This window comes from Pseudomonas sp. RIT778 (assembly GCF_019718735.1).
Classification (GTDB): domain Bacteria; phylum Pseudomonadota; class Gammaproteobacteria; order Pseudomonadales; family Pseudomonadaceae; genus Aquipseudomonas; species Aquipseudomonas aphyarum.
Genome location: NZ_JAIHBA010000034.1, coordinates 1 through 15,159, shown reverse-complemented (window position 1 = coordinate 15,159; position 15,159 = coordinate 1). Strand labels below are relative to the sequence as shown.

Annotated in this window: 16 protein-coding genes; 11 read left to right on the top strand and 5 right to left on the bottom strand. The window is 61.2% G+C overall.

The genetic code is table 11. The annotated features are described in order from the left end of the window. From K5E37_RS22850 to K5E37_RS22830, 5 genes are all read left to right on the top strand, one after another. The gene (locus tag K5E37_RS22850; protein WP_221535243.1) at window positions 1–711 is read left to right on the top strand and encodes a bifunctional 2-polyprenyl-6-hydroxyphenol methylase/3-demethylubiquinol 3-O-methyltransferase UbiG; all 711 of its coding nucleotides are present in this window, start codon (window positions 1–3) and stop codon (window positions 709–711) included. Beyond that, window positions 708–1,094 (top strand): GtrA family protein, encoded by a 387-nt coding sequence (locus tag K5E37_RS22845; protein WP_221535242.1) that lies wholly within the window; start codon window positions 708–710, stop codon window positions 1,092–1,094. Before K5E37_RS22850 ends, K5E37_RS22845 begins: the two co-directional genes overlap by 4 nt. Further along, complete coding sequence (locus tag K5E37_RS22840) at window positions 1,091–3,187, top strand: DUF6311 domain-containing protein (protein ID WP_221535241.1); 2,097 nt, start codon at window positions 1,091–1,093, stop codon at window positions 3,185–3,187. Before K5E37_RS22845 ends, K5E37_RS22840 begins: the two co-directional genes overlap by 4 nt. Window positions 3,188–3,259: 72 nt before the next feature. Then, entirely contained in the window at window positions 3,260–4,186 is a 927-nt protein-coding gene (locus K5E37_RS22835; RefSeq protein WP_045121852.1) for a LysR substrate-binding domain-containing protein, read from the top strand. 57 nt (window positions 4,187–4,243) lie between these two features. After that, window positions 4,244–4,609 carry a 5-carboxymethyl-2-hydroxymuconate Delta-isomerase gene (locus tag K5E37_RS22830; RefSeq protein ID WP_221535240.1) on the top strand — a complete coding sequence of 122 codons (366 nt, stop codon included), beginning with the start codon at window positions 4,244–4,246 and terminating at the stop codon, window positions 4,607–4,609. Between the two features lie 3 nt (window positions 4,610–4,612). Here the strand turns inward: K5E37_RS22830 and K5E37_RS22825 are convergent, their stop codons facing one another. Both K5E37_RS22825 and K5E37_RS22820 read right to left on the bottom strand, forming a co-directional pair. Then, window positions 4,613–5,548, bottom strand: coding sequence for a LysR family transcriptional regulator (locus K5E37_RS22825; protein WP_221535239.1), 936 nt, complete (start codon window positions 5,546–5,548; stop codon window positions 4,613–4,615). A 209-nt stretch (window positions 5,549–5,757) separates the two neighbouring features. Next, window positions 5,758–6,942 carry a cyanate transporter gene (locus tag K5E37_RS22820; protein WP_221535238.1) on the bottom strand — a complete coding sequence of 395 codons (1,185 nt, stop codon included), beginning with the start codon at window positions 6,940–6,942 and terminating at the stop codon, window positions 5,758–5,760. Between the two features lie 298 nt (window positions 6,943–7,240). On the opposite strand from K5E37_RS22820, the gene K5E37_RS22815 reads away from it, so the two are divergent. From K5E37_RS22815 to K5E37_RS22800, 4 genes are all read left to right on the top strand, one after another. Then, window positions 7,241–8,890 (top strand): phosphoethanolamine transferase, encoded by a 1,650-nt coding sequence (locus K5E37_RS22815; protein ID WP_221535237.1) that lies wholly within the window; start codon window positions 7,241–7,243, stop codon window positions 8,888–8,890. Between the two features lie 130 nt (window positions 8,891–9,020). Next, on the top strand, window positions 9,021–10,154 hold the full coding sequence (gene rnd, locus K5E37_RS22810; RefSeq protein ID WP_007958043.1) for a ribonuclease D: 1,134 nt from the start codon (window positions 9,021–9,023) through the stop codon (window positions 10,152–10,154). Beyond that, window positions 10,151–10,444 carry a YcgL domain-containing protein gene (locus K5E37_RS22805; protein ID WP_007958052.1) on the top strand — a complete coding sequence of 98 codons (294 nt, stop codon included), beginning with the start codon at window positions 10,151–10,153 and terminating at the stop codon, window positions 10,442–10,444. Before rnd ends, K5E37_RS22805 begins: the two co-directional genes overlap by 4 nt. Window positions 10,445–10,550: 106 nt before the next feature. Continuing rightward, window positions 10,551–11,483: a D-2-hydroxyacid dehydrogenase gene (locus K5E37_RS22800; RefSeq protein ID WP_085605590.1), complete on the top strand. Its 933-nt coding sequence runs from the start codon at window positions 10,551–10,553 to the stop codon at window positions 11,481–11,483. Between the two features lie 120 nt (window positions 11,484–11,603). Here K5E37_RS22800 and K5E37_RS22795 read toward each other — a convergent pair whose 3' ends face one another. Beyond that, entirely contained in the window at window positions 11,604–12,197 is a 594-nt protein-coding gene (locus tag K5E37_RS22795; RefSeq protein WP_085605592.1) for a nitroreductase family protein, read from the bottom strand. Window positions 12,198–12,477: 280 nt separating this feature from the next. Here K5E37_RS22795 and K5E37_RS22790 point away from each other — a divergent pair, with 280 nt between their 5' ends. Both K5E37_RS22790 and K5E37_RS22785 read left to right on the top strand, forming a co-directional pair. Beyond that, entirely contained in the window at window positions 12,478–12,927 is a 450-nt protein-coding gene (locus K5E37_RS22790; RefSeq protein WP_007958058.1) for a YcgN family cysteine cluster protein, read from the top strand. Window positions 12,928–12,947: 20 nt separating this feature from the next. Continuing rightward, complete coding sequence (locus K5E37_RS22785; protein WP_221535236.1) at window positions 12,948–14,177, top strand: hypothetical protein; 1,230 nt, start codon at window positions 12,948–12,950, stop codon at window positions 14,175–14,177. 3 nt (window positions 14,178–14,180) lie between these two features. Here the strand turns inward: K5E37_RS22785 and K5E37_RS22780 are convergent, their stop codons facing one another. Continuing rightward, window positions 14,181–14,558, bottom strand: a complete 378-nt coding sequence (locus K5E37_RS22780) for a DUF2892 domain-containing protein (RefSeq protein WP_007958064.1) — start codon at window positions 14,556–14,558, stop codon at window positions 14,181–14,183. 81 nt (window positions 14,559–14,639) lie between these two features. Continuing rightward, window positions 14,640–15,110: an RNA methyltransferase gene (locus K5E37_RS22775; RefSeq protein ID WP_007958066.1), complete on the bottom strand. Its 471-nt coding sequence runs from the start codon at window positions 15,108–15,110 to the stop codon at window positions 14,640–14,642. Window positions 15,111–15,159 lie beyond the last annotated feature (49 nt).

Genomic DNA, 15,159 nt, shown 5'->3' with positions numbered 1-15,159 from the left:
ATGGACCTCAAGGAAACCGACATCCTCGGCGACAGCATCGGCGAGCATTGGTATTACTGCTCCAAAGCGGCCGCCACCGGGCGCTTGCTGGGTGACGCGCCGATCAAGCGAATTCTCGATGTCGGTGCCGGCTCAGGCTTTTTTTCCCACCATTTATTGACCCACACGGCGGCACGCGAAGCGTGGTGCGTGGACATCAGTTACCCGGCCGAATCCAGCGCCACCACCGCCGGAAAACCGGTGCACTATCGTCGCTCTATCGACAGCGTGGACGCGGATCTGGTGTTGCTGATGGATGTGCTGGAACACGTTGATGACGACCTCGGCCTGCTCAAGTCCTACGTCGATAAAGTGCCGTCCGGCAGTCGCTTCCTGATGACCGTACCGGCGTTCCAGTTCATGTGGAGCGGGCACGATGATTTTCTCGAACACAAACGTCGCTACACGCTGGGGCAATTCGAGGCTCTGGCGGGTAACGCCGGGTTGGCGGTAGAGCGGGGCGCCTATTATTTCGGAGCGGTTTTCCCGATTGCGCTGGCATCGCGCCTGATACCCGGCGGTGCTCGGGGTTCGGCACCGCGTTCGCAGCTGAAAAAACATCATCCGCTGGTCAATACGCTGCTGAAAACCCTGTGCAGCCTCGAGCTGCCGTTGATGGGCATGAATCGCCTCGCCGGTTTGAGCGTGTTCGTGCTGGCGCGCAAACCGTGACGTCCGCCGAAAAGTCCGCATTGATCCAGCGCGGTCTGCGTTTCGCCGTGACCGGATTGTTCGTCACCGCGCTGCATGCGCTGGTGGCGGTGCTGTTCATCAACTTCGTCAGCCACCAGCCACCCCTGGCCAACGGCGTGGCCTTTATCGTGGCGACGGTGGTGTCTTACGTGATCAACACCACCTGGAGCTTTTCAGCCCGACTGCACGGTAAAACCTTGCTGCGTTTCATGCTGGTTTCGGTGGGGGGCTTTCTGTTGGCGATGTTCGTGGCCTGGGCGGCACAGATGGCCGGGCTGCACTATCTCGCCGGAATCGTTGCCGTGGCGCTGACGATTCCGGCATTCACTTTTGTACTGCACAACTTCTGGACATATCGATGACGGATTCACGGGAGCATCCGGAACTTTCCCTGCTGCCATTGTTCTTGGGTGTTCTGGTGTTTTTTCTGGTGGTCGGACCGCAAGCGCTGAACCCGCAGAACATCGCCTGGCTGGAACAGGGCGATCCGGCCACGCATTATCTGGGGTGGGCGTTTTTTCGGCATGGGCCCTGGACATTCCCGCTCGGGCTCAATCCGTCCTACGGCCTGGAGCTGGGCAGCGCGATCATTTTTTCCGACTCCAATCCACTGCTCGCGCTGTTGTTCAAGCCGTTCAGTGCCTGGTTACCCGACACCTTCCAGTATTTCGGTTTGTGGCTGCTGGCCTGTTGTGTCCTGCAAGCCTGGTTCGGCTGGAAACTGCTGGGGTTGATGACGCCTCATCCCGTGATTCGCCTTCTGGGCGCAGGGTTGCTGGCGTTTTCGCCGGTGATGTTTTTTCGCCTTGTGGGGCACCTTTCCCTGGCGGGCCATTTCCTGGTTCTGGCGGCGCTGTACCTGGCGTTGCTGCAGGATCTGCAACGTCGTCGCCTGGCGTGGGGCACGTTGCTGGCGGTGACGGCCGGGGTGCATGCCTACTTATTGGCAATGGTTGCGCTGATCTGGCTGGCTGACCTGTTGGGCAAGACATTCAGTCGGTCATTGACCCGGGGTCAGGGGCTGATCGAGGGCGGCGCGATTTTCGCGCTGGTGAGCGTGTGTAGCTGGCAGGCCGGTTACTTCAGCATTGCCGATGGCGCGGCATCCGGTGGTTTCGGTTTGTACCGGATGAATCTGCTGTCGCCCGCCGATCCGGCAGGCTGGTCCCGTCTCCTTCCCGGTCTGCCGAAAGAAGAGGGGGATTACGAAGGTTTCAACTACTTTGGCCTGGGTGTTCTGTTGCTGGTGCCGCCGGCTTTTCTGGCCTGGCTGCGAAACCGGCGACTTTTGAAGGATGAATGGCGTGCTCGTCCATGGCTGCTGGTGGCCATGCTCGGTTTATGGCTGTTCGCGCTGTCGAACCGAATAGGCATAGGCACGTTGACGTTCGAGTATCCGCTACCCGATCGAATCATCGCCCTGGCCAGTATTTTTCGCGCCTCGGGGCGGATGTTCTGGCCGGTGTTGTACGCCTGCGTCCTGACCATGATTTTTCTGGTGGTACGCGGTTATCGGCCACGCATCGCCATCGGTCTGCTGGCCGTCGCATTGTTGATCCAGGTGGCCGACACCCGCGATGGCTGGATGGCCATCAGGCAGGGGAAAACGCTGACGCCGTCATCGTCCTGGAGCAGTCCGATGACGCATCCCTTCTGGGCCAGTGCTGCTGCCCGTTATGTCAATGTGCGCAGCCTGATGCCGCAGAATCAGAGCGATCGCTGGCAGATGATCGCCGGTTTCGCAGCGACCCACGGGATGAAAACCGATGCGGTGTATCTGGGACGCATGAGCACTTCGGCGCTGGCGCAAGCACAGCAGAAAGCACGCGCGATGCTCGAGTCGGGGCAGTACGACGCGGACTCTTTGTACCTTCTTGATGACGATGCTCTGGTCGATGCCGCACGGAGCATCAACAGTGAAACCGATCTGCTGACGCGCGTGGACGGGGTGGCGGTGCTGGCGCCGGGCTGGAAACGCTGCCGTGAGTGCCTGCAGGTGCCCGATGAAGGGCGGCAGATTTTGCTCGCGCCCCTTACTCGTCCAGGGCAAACACTGACCTTCAATTATCGTAATCGGCAACTGGTCAGCGGCTGGTCGAAGCCGGAAAGCTGGGGGACGTGGACAGAGGGGCGACAGCCGAAAATCCAATTGCGGGTGCAGCCGCCGGTGCGTTCGATCGTGATCGACGCGCTGGCTTTCATCTCGCCCGGGCACCCCGACCAGCGGGTGATCGTCAGTCTGAATGGCCAACAGGTACTGGAGACCCGTTTGACGCAGTTTCAAGGCAATCGCCTGGAAATCCCGATCAGCGCCGCGCTCAACCAGCGCCTCGGTAACGATGACCGGCTCGATATCGAATTGCAGTTGCCGGACGCCGTCAGCCCTCGGCAGCTGGGTATCAACGATGATTCGCGGATCATGGGTCTGGGGCTGAAGACGCTGACGGTGCAATGACGCACCGTTTCGATGGACGCCGCCCCCACGGCCTTTCTACACTGCCGCAATCTGGGGATCGGGGGGCAATGGATGAACCGCAATGAACTACGCAAGGCCGACATCAACCTGATGGTGGTGTTCGAGACCTTGATGCTCGAACGCAACGTGACCCGTGCTGCCGAGAAACTGTTTCTCGGCCAGCCGACCATCAGCTCGGCGCTCAACCGTCTGCGCACCATGCTTAACGATCCGTTGTTCATCCGCGTCGGCCATCGCATGGAGCCGACCGCCCGCGCCGAAGATATTTATCGCCATCTGAAGCCCGCGCTCGACTCGCTGTCGGTGGCGCTCAGCCTGACCCGGGATTTCGATCCTGCCGTCAGCACCATGACCTTCCGAATCGGTCTGTCGGATGACGTCGAATTCGGCCTGCTGCCACCGTTGTTGCGTGCCTTGCGCCAGGAAGCGCCGAGCGTGGTGTTCGTGGTGCAGCACGTCGATTACTGGCGGATTCCCGATCTGCTGGCGGCGGGCGACATTACCGTCGGCATCAGCCAGACCCGCGGCCTGCCGGCCAACGCCAAACGCAAACTGCTGCGGCACATCCAGCCGAGCATCCTGCGCGCCGACAAGTCCGACACGCCGCTGACCCTCGATGAATATTGCGCACGCCCTCACGTGCTGGTTTCCCACACCGCCAATGTCAGTGGCTACGCCGATGAGTGGCTGGCGGACATCGGTCGGACCCGTCAGGTGGTGTTGTCGGTGCCGCAATACAGTTCGTTGCCGGCGCTGCTGGCCGGCACCGACCTGATCGCCAGCCTGCCGGATTACACCGCCGACGCCATGGCCGCTTCCGGGTTCTTGTTCAAGGAGCCGTTTCCGTTCAAGACCCCGACCCTCGACCTGTCGATGGTCTGGCTCAGCCACGTCGACAGTGACCCGGCCGAGCGCTGGTTGCGTTCGCGGCTGGAGCAGTTCATGAGTGAGCGGCCGGTGATGTCGTCGTTGGCGTGAGTCAGGCGTCGCTGTGTTATATGTACGACCTTTCCGCCGAACCACTGGAGCACCGAGATGCCACACCTGCACCTGGAATACACCGCCAACCTGCCGCAACTGAACGCCGACGTGGCGTTGATCCGGCTCAATAACACGCTGGTGGGTTCCGGTCAGTTCGCGGCGGAATTCGACATCAAGAGCCGTGCGATCAAGGTTGAAACCTTCAAGGTCGGCACCGCCATGAACGAGCGCGCCTTTGTCGCGGTGAGGCTGGCGCTGCTCAGCGGGCGTTCTCCGGAGATCAAGAAGCAGCTCTCGCAGAGTCTGTTGGCGGTGTTGCAGGATCTGTGCGAATGGCCGGCCGGGGTCGAGGTGCAGTTGAGTGTGGAACTGCTCGACATCGACCGCGAGTCCTACAACAAGACCGCCATCGGCGTGTAAGACTCAGGCTGCCTCAAGCTCCGCGCAGGTCTTGATGACCTGCTCGCGCAGCCAGAGGTTGGCGCTGTCCTGATCGACGTTGTGGCTCCATTGCATGTCGAGGGTGAACCCCGGCAGACCGTTCGGCGCCTCGCAGTGATTGAACACGGCGTCGTTGGTCAGCAAACGCTGGATCCGCCGGGGCAGGGTCAGGATGAAATCGGTGCCGGTGATCATCTTCAACGCCGCGCTGTAACTGTTGGAGCGGGCGACGATCTGGCGTTTCTGCGCCTGCCGCGCCAGCCAGCCATCGACCATGTTGGTGGTCGATGTCCACGGTGTCGGGAACACATACCGGCGTTCGGTGAAAGCTTGCAGACTCAGGCGCGGCTCCAGCGGCGTGGCGCGTTTGTCGAAGACGCAGACCAGGTCATCTTCCAGCAGCATGCGTGATTTCAGGTCGGCGTGGCTGCGATGGAAGTGCGGGCCGAAGCAGATCACCAGATCGAGGCTGCCGTCGCGCAATTCTTCGACCGGCACGTCGGTTTCGAACTTGTGCATGTTGACCATCACCGGCAAGTCATCGAAGTCAAAGCGCTTCAACATCCGTGGCAGGATCAGTTGCTCGAAGTATTCCGGGGCGCAGATGTTGAAGGTCACCGGTTGCGCCATCGGATCGAAAGTCGGGGCGCCGGCGTGGCAGAGGTTGATGCTTTCGAGGATTTTCTGCACATGGCCGTACATGCTGCTGGCCTTGTAGGTCGGGCGCATGCCGGTGCGGGTGTTGACGAACAAATCGTCTTCGAAGCTGGTGCGCAGTTTTTTCAGGCAGTAACTGACGGTGGACTGGCTGACGAACAGCGCCTCCGACACGTCGGTGACGCTGCTTTGCTCATACACGGCGACAAACACCATGAGATCCTGCATGTCGAGCTTTCTAAGCAAGTTACTGTTCAGCATCCGTTCTGTCTCGCTGTGCTCCTTGCGCCGAATCCGCGCAAACGTGTGCGCATGATCGTAACGGAACGATGGTGCCAGGAGAAAGCCCTGTAGGACTTTTCACGGTCAGTTGTGGGACAGAAAGTTTTAGTAACACGACGTACACAATCAAACCCGGAAAAGGTGGCCAGAAGCCTTTATCCAGACGCGTCGGCCTGCCATTCGCCCGATCAGCCCATGTGTCGGGCGTAATGCCGTGGGTTGAAACGCAGCACCATCAGCAGCATGAGCGCCATCACTGCCGTCAGGGACCACCAGGCCCACTCGAAGCTGCCCAGTCGATCACGAACCATGCCGGCCATCAGGGGCGAAAGCCCGGCAATCAGGTAACCGATGCCTTGTACGAAGGCTGTGAGCCCGCCGGCACGTTGCGGTTCGTCGAGATGATCTAGGGACACGATCAGGCTCATCGGGAACAGTCCGCCAATGCCCAGTCCGAGCAGGCAGGGCCACAGCAGGCTCAGGTGCTGAGGGCTGAGGATCAGACCCAGAAATCCGGCGATGATCAGGCCGAGCAGGGTGCCGAGCACCAGGCGTCGGTCACGGCTGCGATTGGCGATGGCGGGCACCACCAGCCCGGAAATAACCTCCATGGCCGTCAGAAAACCCAACATCAGGCCGGCGTTTTGTTCGCTCCAGCCCTTTTCCACGTAGTACGGCGCCAGCCAGGCGAGCACGCAGGTGTAGGACGCAGTGCCGAGACCGAAGAAGATCGCAAGCAGCCATGCGCGGAAATTCGTGAAGAAGGATTCTTTTCTGATAACAGATCGGGTGACGTCCGGTGACGTAGTTCGGGTTGCCCACCACACAGGAATGGCGAGCAATGCCAAAACTGCCCAGACGGCCAGTCCCGCCCGCCAGTTGCCGGTCTGCATCAGCACCCACGGAGCGAACGAAGCGGCCAGCGCCGCGCCGCCCATGATCGAAGTGACGTAAAGGCCCATGCACAGCGCCACGTTGTCGGGAAACCGCGATTTGATCAGCGCGGGCATCAAGGCTTGGATCAGTGCAATGCCGATCCCGGCCAGCACGGCGCTGGCGATCAATCCGCCCGCCGAATCGAGAAACAGCCGCGACAGCGTCGCCCCGCCAATGATCAACAACGACAGCAGCACCGTGCGCTGTTCACCGAGGCGCTGACTGACCGCCATACCGAAAAACATCGCCAGCCCCATCGCCATCACCGGCAGCAGGGTCAGCAACGCTGCGAGACTGAAACTCAGCGCCATATCGCCGCGAATGGCCGAGAGCAAGGGCCCGACCGCCGCCATCGACGGGCGCAGGTTGAGGGCGACCAGGATGATGCCGAGCATCAGCCAGGCAGCGGGGCGGGCAGTGGCGCGAACGTTTTCCATCTTCAGACCTTTGAACCAGAGGCGGTCGATTAGGCGGGCAGGCGAGCGGGGCGGCAAATCAGAAAGTCGGGAGCGCTATCGAGAAATTCGATACGGCGACCTCGTCGCCCGCGACTGAACCACAGCTGAACCATTCTCAAATACTCCGAAAGTTTCATGGTTATTTCATGGGCCAACTAATCGTTGGCTTCTTTTTCACAAAAAATTGATGGTTGCCTGCTTAAAGTTTGTGTTGTCTGAGTCAATGAAATTTTCACAATTGACGACGGCACTTCTTTCAAGGAAATAGCCCCTCGCCATGTTCAAGTTAAAAGCCGTGCGCCCGGAATGGGTGACGTTGTTTGCCAGCGCCTTTCTTTTGACCGGATTCAATTTCGTTCTCTGGCAGCACCTGTTCGACATCACCACTGCGGACGGCAAAGGCATTGCCATGCGCATTGCGTTCGGGGTGATGATCTTCGCGGCGTATAACATCGTGCTGACGTTGCTGGCGTTTCGACCCGTGTTGAAACCCGTGTTGACGTTGTTGTTTCTGGTCAGCGCCGGCGTGGCTTATTTCATGAGCCAATACGGTGTAATGATCGATGCCGGCATGTTTAGAAACTTTGCCGAAACCAATGCCACTGAAGTGCGGGATCTGCTGTCTTTGAAGTTGCTGGCTTATATCGTTTTTCTGGGTGTCTTGCCGTCCTGGTTGTTGTGGAAAGTTCCAGTCAACTATCGTCGCTGGCATCGCGAGTTATTAAGTAAAGTTGTGGTAAGTGTCGCGTCGGTCGCGGTCATTGGCGGCGTCGCGCTGGCCAATTATCAAGGGCTGTCGTCGCTGTTTCGCAATCACCACGAAATTCGCCTGATGCTGGTGCCGAGCAACTACATCGGCGCCTCGGCCGGTTATCTGCGTGAGCAGGTGGCTTCAGCGCAGCAACCGTTCGTCACGATCGGCGAAGACGCCCAGCGCAATGCCGCCGTGCAGAACCATCCGCGCAAATCCCTGACGGTGCTGGTGGTGGGGGAAAGTGCCCGGGCGGAAAACTTCGGCATCCTCGGCTATGACCGCGACACCACGCCGAAACTGGACAAGGAAGCCGGCCTGATCGCCTTCACCGATGTGCATTCCTGTGGCACGGAAACCGCCGTGTCGGTGCCGTGCATGTTCTCCAACATGGGGCGCAAGGATTACGACGCCAGCAAGGCGAAGAATGAAGAAGGGCTGCTGGACGTGCTCAAGCGTGCCGGGATCGATGTGATCTGGCGCGACAACCAGTCCGGCTGCAAGGGCACCTGCGATCGCGTCACCTTGCAGGACGTCAGCAATCTGAAAGACCCGGCGCTGTGCGCCAACAGCGAATGCCGCGACGAAATCCTGTTGCAAGGCCTGCAAAGCTTCATCGATCACCTGGACAAGGACACCGTGCTGGTCCTGCATCAGATGGGCAGCCACGGCCCGGAATACTTCAAACGCTATCCGAAGGAATACGAACGCTTCACCCCGGTGTGTGAAAGCAACGCGCTGAACAATTGCAGCCGCGAAAGCATCGTCAACGGCTACGACAACACGCTGGTGTACACCGACCATGTGCTGTCGAGCCTGATCGATGTGCTGCGCAGCAATCAGGACAAGGTCGATACCGCCATGCTGTACCTGTCCGACCACGGCGAATCCCTGGGCGAGTACAACCTGTTCCTCCACGGCACGCCGTACATGCTGGCGCCGGAGCAGCAGAAACACGTGGCGATGCTGGCGTGGTTCTCCGATAGCTATCAGAAGTCCTACTCGGTCGACACCCATTGCCTGCAAATGAGCCGCGACAAGCCGCTGAGCCAGGACAACCTGTTTCACTCGATGCTTGGTCTGCTGGAAGTGCAGAGCAAGGTCTACCAGCCGGATCTGGACATGTTTGCCGGCTGCCGGGGGGCGGTGATCGACGGGGTGCTGGCCAAGGACTGAGCCGGCAGACTCACTCTGTAAGACTATTCTTTCCCTCAGGCAGGAGATTTCATCAAGCTCTTGCCCTGTAAAGGCGCGGAAAGCGCCGGTGGCGATATATACTGCGCGCCATTCTTGAAGGGAGAGCCGTGTGGCCATCGATATTCACTGGATTCGCGACAACGATAGCCTCGCGCAGTTTTGCGCCGAGTGGCAGCAGCTGCCGTTCGTTGCCCTCGACACCGAATTCATGCGGGTCGACACCTTCTACCCGATTGCCGGCCTGTTGCAGGTCGGCGACGGCAAACGCGCCTACCTGATCGACCCGCTGACCATCAACGCCTGGCAACCCTTGGCCGCGTTGCTGGAAAACCCGGCGGTGCTCAAAGTCCTGCACGCCTGCAGCGAAGACCTCGAAGTCCTGCTGCGCCTGACCGGCAGCCTGCCGGCGCCGCTGTTCGACACCCAACTGGCCGCTGCCTACCTGAACCTCGGGTTCTCGATGGGCTATTCGCGTCTGGTGCAGGAAGTGCTCGGCATCGAACTGCCGAAGGGCGAAACCCGTTCCGACTGGTTGCAGCGTCCGTTGTCCGACACGCAAATCAGCTATGCCGCCGAAGACGCCGTGCATCTGGCGGAGGTTTTCGTACAACTTCGTCCGAAGCTGTCTGACGACAAATTCGCCTGGGTACTGGAGGATGGCGCCGAACTGGTCGCCAACCTGCGCCGCGAGACCGATCCGTACGAGGTGTATCGCGAGGCCAAACTGGCGTGGAAACTGTCCCGCGCCCAACTGGCCGTGCTGCGTGAGCTGTGCGCCTGGCGTGAACGCGAGGCCCGCGCCCGCGACCTGCCGCGCAACCGCATCGTGCGTGAGCACTCGCTGTGGCCGCTGGCCCGGACCCAACCGGACAACCTGAGCGCGCTGGGCAAGATCGAAGACATGCACCCGCGTACCGTGCGTCAGGACGGCGAGTTTCTGCTTGATCTGATCAAGCGCTCTGGCAGTGTGGGGCCTGATCAATGGCCGCCAGCCGTGCCGGAGCCGTTGCCGATCGAAGCCGCTGCGCTGATCAAACAGCTGCGGGCGCTCGGTCAGGCCGAAGCTGAACGTCTGGGCATCGCGCCGGAACTGATGCTGCGCAAGAAAACCCTCGAAGCGCTGGTCAAAAGCGGCTTCCCCGAGGGCCCTTACCAATTGCCTGATTCGCTGCGTGGCTGGCGCCGCGAATTGATGGGCCAGAAGCTGCTCGACAGCCTGGCCACCGCCGGAGAACAGCCTTGAAACGTATTTGTTCCATTTATCAAAGTTCGAAGAAAAGCGGCATGTACCTTTACGTGCTCAAGAGCGATGCGCTGGAGCGCGTGCCGGAAGGTCTGATGGCGGCGTTCGGCAAGGCCAAGCATTCCTTCGATCTGGTGCTGACCCCCGAGCGCAAGCTGGCCAGCGAAGACATCGCCGTGGTCCTGGAAAACCTCGAAAAGCAGGGCTATCACCTGCAAATGCCACCGGCCGAGGAAGAGTACATCGAGCACTTGCCCGAAGAGTTGCTGCGACGCAACGACCCGGTCTGATCCGCGAGGCCCTGTCCTGGGCCTCTTGTAACCCCTGGAACGGTTTTTACGGCGACGGCTGCCACGAAGTGGACGGCCGCCTGCACGGTTTGCGAAAGGTTTGAAGATGCGCGTTCTGATTGCTGAACACGACCACGCGATATACGCCCGACTGCTGCGTCAGGCGGCTCCGGAGCTTGAAGTGCTGACCAGCGGCGACTCCGCCGAACTGGCGCGCCAGGCCGTCGATTGCCCGGTGTGGCTGGGCCAGCCGGATCTGCTGGCGACCCTGTTGCGTCAGGGCCATCAGCCACAATGGCTGCAATCGACCTGGGCCGGGATCACGCCGCTACTGGCCGACGGCCTGCGCCGGGATTACCGCCTGACTCGGGCGGTCGGCATTTTCGGCCAAGTCATGGCCGAGTACGTGCTGACTTACATGCTCGGCCACGAGCGTGAAGTGCTGGCGCGGCTGGTCAGCCAGGTCGAGCGCAAGTGGGACAACCGCACCGGTCAGAGTCTGGTCGGGCGCAAGGTGCTGATCGTCGGCACCGGTGACATTGGCCAAAGCGTGGCGCAGTTCCTGCTGCCGTTCGGTGTCGAGTTGTACGGCATCGCCAGCAGCGCCCGCGAGCAAGCGCCGTTTGTCGAAGTCGGTTCGATGGCGGATCTGCCACGGCTGGTGGGCGAGGTGGATTATGTGGTCAATCTGCTGCCCAACACCGAGCACACCCACGATATCTACGACGCTGCGCTGTTCAAGCAATTCAAGCCGACCGGTTTGTTCATCAACGCCGGGCGCGGTGTGGCGGTGGTCGATGCTGATCTGGTCGAAGCGTTGAAGGAAGGCCATCTGGCGGGCGCGGTGATCGACGTCTGCCGCCAGGAGCCGCTGCCGCAACGGCATCCATTCTGGACCGCATGGGGCTTGCTGCTGACCGGGCACAGCTCGGCGCCGACCTCGCCGCCGATGATGGTGCAGTTGTTTCTGGATAACTTGCGGGCGTATCAGGCGGGAGAGGCGTTGCGTGGGGAAGTGGATTTCGCACGCGGTTACTGAGTCCAGAGAGATCGTTCCCACGCTCCGCGTGGGAACGCCTCAAGGGACGCTCCGCGTCCAGTGACGCGGAGCGTCACGGGCTGCATTCCCACGCGGAGCGTGGGAACGATCAAGCGGGGCTTAGAGGGTGAAGTCGCCTTCAGCCGCCAGTTCGCTCAGCGGACGACGCGGGCTCGGCGTTTCCCGTGCTTGCAGGTAATCCGCCAGGGTTGCCTTGTCACCCAGCTTGCCCACCGCAACGGCGGCGTGCAGCGCATAACCCTCCGGAATGTTCAGCTCCTTGCGGGTCAGCTCCTGATCGAAGCCGGCCATGCCGTGGGTGTGCCAGCCGCTCAGGCTCGCTTGCAGCGCCAGATGACCCCACGCGGAACCGGTGTCGAAGGTGTGCCACAGCGCTGGCGTTTCCTCGGTCGCGCCCGGTGCGGTGAAGGTGGTTTTCGAAATCACGATCACCAGTGCCGAAGCGTGTTGTGCCCAGCTGCGGTTGAATTCATTGAGCAGGCCCAGGTAACGCTCCCAGTTCGGGGTGTCGCGACGGGCGTAGAGAAAACGCCACGGCTGCGAGTTGTACGCCGACGGCGCCCAGCGTGCGGCTTCGAAGAAGCTCAGCAGGGTTTCTTCGGAAATCGCTTCGCCGGTGAAGGCGCGGGGCGACCAGCGATCGGTGAACTGAGGGTGAATGGCGTATTCGGCAACGCGAGGGTTGGCACTCATCGAGAGATTCCTTGCTACGTTTGAGGACAGGTTGGAAGCGAAACCCGGCGGGATCAGTTGGGCTGAACGATGGGGGTTATGTCGCAAGCCTGCAGTTCACCGGAGGCAACGCGGTCGAGCGTTAATGGCATCCGGTAAAGGCCTGGTGAGACCGGCAAAGCTACTTGGCCGCGCAAAAACTGACAAGCCCTGCACAACCGGCAGTCGCCAGCGCTTGGATCACGGGGCCTTGGGCACTAGACTGGCGGCCTTTTCACCACCTGATGTTGATGCTTGAGCCATGGCCGCCAAAGTCGAACCGTTCTGGATACGCAAAACCCTCGATCAACTCGATCACGAGGAGTGGGAATCGCTGTGCGACGGATGCGGTCTGTGCTGCCTGCAAAAGCTCGAGGATGAAGAAGACAACAGCGTCTATTACACGCGTATCGCCTGCAAACTGCTGGACCTGAAAACCTGCCAGTGCAGCGATTACCCGAACCGCATGAAGTTTGTCCCGGACTGCATCCAGCTCACCCCGGGCCAGGCCGAAGAATTCAAATGGCTGCCGCCGACCTGCGGTTATCGACTGGTCAGCGAAGGCAAGGATCTGCCGCTGTGGCATCACCTGGTCTGCGGTGATCGCGACGCGGTGCACCACGAACGGATTTCCCAGTCCGGGCGCATGCTCGCCGAAGGCAGCGTGCCGGAAGACGACTGGGAAGATCACCTGATTTTCCGCGCAGGTTAACGATTGACCAAGGAGCAGGTATGGCGACGGGATTGCGCCGGGCGCTGATCGTCACGTTGCTGGCGCTGAGTGCGCCGGTGTGGGCGGCAAAGAAAGTAGATCTGGATTATCAGGTACGCCTGCTGCCGCAGAGCGATCAGGCCGAAGTGCGCCTGACCCTCGCCAAGGGCGAAGCGGTGCGCAGTCTGGATTTCGATCTGGGCGATGGCAGCCATTACAGCGACTTCAAGGCCGACGGCCAATGGCAACTGACGCCGGGCCAACACGCACGCGGCGTATGGCGCCCGACGGCGGACAAGGCCAGCCTGACCTACCGCGTACGCATCAGCCACGGCCGCAAGAACGGCAGCTTCGACACGCGCATGACCCCGACCTGGGCGCTGATGCGCGGTGAAGAACTGGTACCGCCGGCCAGGCTCGATCAGCAGGACGGCATCGAGCTGGTCGCGCGCCTGCACTTCGAATTGCCCGACGGCTGGAAAAGCGTCGAAACCGCCTGGCCGCGCATCGGCAAGAACAAATTCCGCATCGACAATCCGTCACGCCTGTTCGACCGCCCGACCGGCTGGATGCTCGCCGGCCACCTCGGCAGCCGCCGCACCCGGCTGGGAGAGACCGAAGTCACCGTGGCCTCGCCGCAAGGGCAGGGCATGCGCCGGATGGACGTGCTGACGCTGCTGACGTTCGTCTGGCCGCAGGTGCAGGCGGTGTTTCCGCGCCATCCGAGCAAGCTGTTGATTGTCGGTGCCAACGACCCGATGTGGCGCGGCAGCCTGGCGGCACGGGAGTCGATCTACCTCAACACGCGGTTGCCACTGGTCAGCGAAAGCGGCAGCAGCGCCCTGGTGCGCGAGCTGGCGCAGGTGTTCGGACGGATCAACGACGAGCAGCGCAGCGACTGGATCAGCGAGGGTTTTGCCGAGTATTACGCAATCGAACTGGTGCGCCGTGCCGGCGGCATGAGCGACGAGCGTTATCAGGCGTTGCAGGCGAAACTGGTCAAGGACAGCCAGAAGGTCACGACCCTGCGCGGCGAGCAGATCAGCCCGGCGCAGCTGTCGAAAGCGGTGCTGTTGTTACAGGAACTGGACGGCGAGATTCGCCTGAAGACCCGCAACAAGCGCTCGCTGGATGACGTGCTGCGCGGGGCGATGCACCTGGGGACGGTGGACACCAAAGAGTTCGTGCAACTCGCCGAAAGCATTCTCGGCGAGTCGTCCAAAGTCCTTGATACCGGGTTGCTTCGGTAGCGGTCAAACCCCGGCTTTCGGCGATTTCACCGAGTCATTGCCGGTCACGGTGGCGGTTTTGGTTGCCGCTTCGGCATTGGCCTTGAGCTTGCTCAGCTCCTCACCGGCCCGCTCGATCTTCGCCCGCACGTTGTTCATGTCCTGACGGCTTTTCTCCAGCAGGCTTTTCACCGAGCTGTGGCCGGTGATGCCGCGGGCCATGGCCACGCCGCCAATCGCCACCTGAATCAGCCCGAATACGCCGCCACGGCGCAGGCCCTTGCCGACCATGATCACGCCGCCGGCCAGCGAGCCGATGCGCTCCCAGCCTTCGACGTTCTGCTCGGAACGGCTCTGGAACGGGGTGGATTCGATACGCTCGACGCGTTTGAGCTCGGTCATGATCTTTCTCCAGGCAATGAGTAATCGATAAACAAGCTGACTGCGCAGGCGGTCACCTCGTTCCATCGGATGTGCGGCGTTTCAGCGGAATTTCGGCCCGGAGCGGGTGTTCAGGCCTTTGGCCATGCGGTCGTAGAGCACGACGTTGACCGTGGCGGCGAGGTTCATGCAGCCGGTGGTCGGGATGTACACGACGTCTTCGCACCAGTCGCGGATCTCTTGATCCAGCGAGCCGTCTTCGGGGCCGAAGATGTACAGGGCGCGATCCGGGTGGGTGTATTCCGGCAGCGGGCGGGCGCCGTCGACCAGTTCCACGGCGACCGGAACGCAGTTGAGCGGCAGGATCTTTTTCAGGTCGTCGATGCCGATCAGCGGGATGTCGTAGTGCACGCGCTTGGTGTCGGTGACGAAATCGGCGGCGCGCTCATAGCGCTTGCCGGTATAGAACACGGTCGACACGCCGTAGCAGCCTGCGGCGCGCATCACCGAACCGACGTTTTCCGGTGATTTGGGGTTATACAAACCAATGCAGCTGTACCGTTTGTCTGCCACGAGCGGGGTGCCTTCGGGAAAAAGAGGGCGATTATACGGGGATTAGGGG

Coding starts and splice junctions, on each gene's coding strand:
- K5E37_RS22790 (WP_007958058.1), top strand. CDS start 12,478: ATGGCCGCCAAAGTCGAACCGTTCTGGATACGCAAAACCCTCGATCAA.
- K5E37_RS22850 (WP_221535243.1), top strand. CDS start 1: ATGGACCTCAAGGAAACCGACATCCTCGGCGACAGCATCGGCGAGCAT.
- K5E37_RS22840 (WP_221535241.1), top strand. CDS start 1,091: ATGACGGATTCACGGGAGCATCCGGAACTTTCCCTGCTGCCATTGTTC.
- K5E37_RS22820 (WP_221535238.1), bottom strand. CDS start 6,942: ATGGAAAACGTTCGCGCCACTGCCCGCCCCGCTGCCTGGCTGATGCTC.
- K5E37_RS22795 (WP_085605592.1), bottom strand. CDS start 12,197: ATGAGTGCCAACCCTCGCGTTGCCGAATACGCCATTCACCCTCAGTTC.
- K5E37_RS22815 (WP_221535237.1), top strand. CDS start 7,241: ATGTTCAAGTTAAAAGCCGTGCGCCCGGAATGGGTGACGTTGTTTGCC.
- K5E37_RS22830 (WP_221535240.1), top strand. CDS start 4,244: ATGCCACACCTGCACCTGGAATACACCGCCAACCTGCCGCAACTGAAC.
- K5E37_RS22835 (WP_045121852.1), top strand. CDS start 3,260: ATGAACCGCAATGAACTACGCAAGGCCGACATCAACCTGATGGTGGTG.
- K5E37_RS22825 (WP_221535239.1), bottom strand. CDS start 5,548: ATGCTGAACAGTAACTTGCTTAGAAAGCTCGACATGCAGGATCTCATG.
- K5E37_RS22800 (WP_085605590.1), top strand. CDS start 10,551: ATGCGCGTTCTGATTGCTGAACACGACCACGCGATATACGCCCGACTG.
- K5E37_RS22780 (WP_007958064.1), bottom strand. CDS start 14,558: ATGACCGAGCTCAAACGCGTCGAGCGTATCGAATCCACCCCGTTCCAG.
- K5E37_RS22785 (WP_221535236.1), top strand. CDS start 12,948: ATGGCGACGGGATTGCGCCGGGCGCTGATCGTCACGTTGCTGGCGCTG.